Raw genomic sequence first — 256 nt, forward strand, 5'->3', positions numbered from 1 at the left:
GCCGAAACGATCCGCTTCCTCGTCGAGCGTGCGGTGCCCGTGTGTGCGCACGTCGGCCTCACGCCGCAGTCGGTGCACGCGTTCGGCGGCTTCAAGGTACAGGGCAAGACCGAGGCCGGCGCCGCGCAACTGCTGCGCGACGCGCGCGCGGTCGAGGATGCCGGTGCGCAACTCGTCGTGCTCGAAGCGGTGCCGACGCTCGTCGCATCCGAAGTCACGCATATGCTCAGGATTCCGACGATCGGCATCGGCGCAG

At 69.1% G+C, this 256-nt stretch carries 1 protein-coding gene; it reads left to right on the top strand.

Annotation, left to right across the window (positions count from 1 at the left end; all coding sequences use genetic code 11):
• Nucleotides 1-256: 3-methyl-2-oxobutanoate hydroxymethyltransferase (locus tag R0J88_RS21555; protein ID WP_410901112.1), on the top strand; the 256-nt coding region annotated here is incomplete at both ends.

The organism is Pseudoalteromonas sp. SIMBA_162 (assembly GCF_046535955.1).
Classification (GTDB): Bacteria; Pseudomonadota; Gammaproteobacteria; order Enterobacterales; family Alteromonadaceae; genus Pseudoalteromonas; species Pseudoalteromonas marina.